The organism is Corynebacterium sp. 32222D000AT, from assembly GCF_053546955.1.
Map to the genome: position 1 here is coordinate 1 of NZ_JBPPVW010000037.1, position 1,290 is coordinate 1,290.

At 54.0% G+C, this 1,290-nt stretch carries 1 protein-coding gene; it reads left to right on the top strand.

Annotated elements, in window-relative coordinates; all coding sequences use genetic code 11:
* Positions 1-27: 27 nt before the first annotated feature.
* Positions 28-1,244 (top strand): IS3 family transposase gene (locus ACEE23_RS11380; protein ID WP_368534532.1). Its coding sequence is split into 2 segments (ribosomal slippage): positions 28-289 and positions 289-1,244, totalling 1,218 coding nucleotides; the frame shifts between segments, so codons are not numbered across the junction.
* Positions 1,245-1,290 lie beyond the last annotated feature (46 nt).

A 1,290-nucleotide genomic window follows, 5' to 3' on the forward strand; every position in this document is an offset into this window, starting at 1 on the left:
GTGCGGATCTTGTGTCCGTAGGAGAGGATGTTCATTGTGAGTCAACAGCGCAAGAAATACACGCCGGAGTACCGGTGTGAAGCCGCGAACCTGGTAATCGAGTCGCAGCGCCCGATCGCTCATGTGGCTAAGGAGATCGGTGTTTCCGCCGGGCTTTTAGGCCGGTGGGTAAAAAATGAGCGTGAACGCCGAGGAGCATCAGATGGGATGAGTGAGTCTGATCTTCGTGCTGAGAATGCTCGTCTGCGCCGTGAGCTGGCTGAAGCCAAGATGGATAACGAGTTTTTGTCAAAAGCGACAGCCTTCTTCGCCGCAAAGCAACGCGAGCAGAAAAGTTCGAATTAATGCAGCGAGAGAAGGCGAACTACAGCATCAAGCGCATGGCACGGCTATTAAAAGTGTCTCGATCTGGATATTACAAATGGGCCCATGCGCAGCAGAAACGGCTATCTGGCGAAGATGATCGTGTTGCATTTTACGATGATGTTGACCGTAAGATTCATCAGATTTGGAAAGACTCCGATGAAGTTTATGGTGCTCCGCGGATCACCGCAGAACTTACCGAGCGCTACCACATTGTGCTTAACCGTAAGACTGTGGCTAAGCGGATGCGCATGATGGGCATTGCAGGGATTTCACCGCGGGCCTTTGTTCCAGTGACAACGGTCCAAACCAAGCGTAAGTCGAGTCTTCCTGACTTGGTCAAGCGCATGTTTGATACTGGTGAGCTCAACCGAGTATGGATGTCAGATATTACCTACCTGCGCACCGGCCAGGGCTGGTTGTATTTGTGCGCGGTCCGCGATGGTCATTCCCGCAGAGTACTGGGCTGGGCTATGGATAGCGTTCAAGACACAAGTTTGGTCGAACGGGCCCTGCAGATGGCGCATACACTACGCGGTGACGTTCCTGATGGGCTGGTGTTTCACGCTGACCGCGGAACGCAATTTACCAGTGAGAAGCTCTGGGAAGTGTGCCGCAACCTGGGCATTGCCCAGTCTGTGGGGCGTACGGGCGTGTGCTTCGATAACGCGATGGCCGAGTCGTTCTGGTCGACGCTAAAGACTGAATTCTATGACCGGCAGCGATGGCTTACCCGTGATGCTGCACGCAAGGCCGTTGCCTACTGGATTGAAGTCGTCTACAACCGTCGACGCCGACACTCCGCACTCGGTATGGCAAGCCCCGTCGACTTTGAGAACCGCATTGGTCTAACCACCAGCAGAAAAGAAATAGCTGCCTAACCACTAGGTAGCTCCACTACGTGTCCACGATTTGCGGGCAACCCCA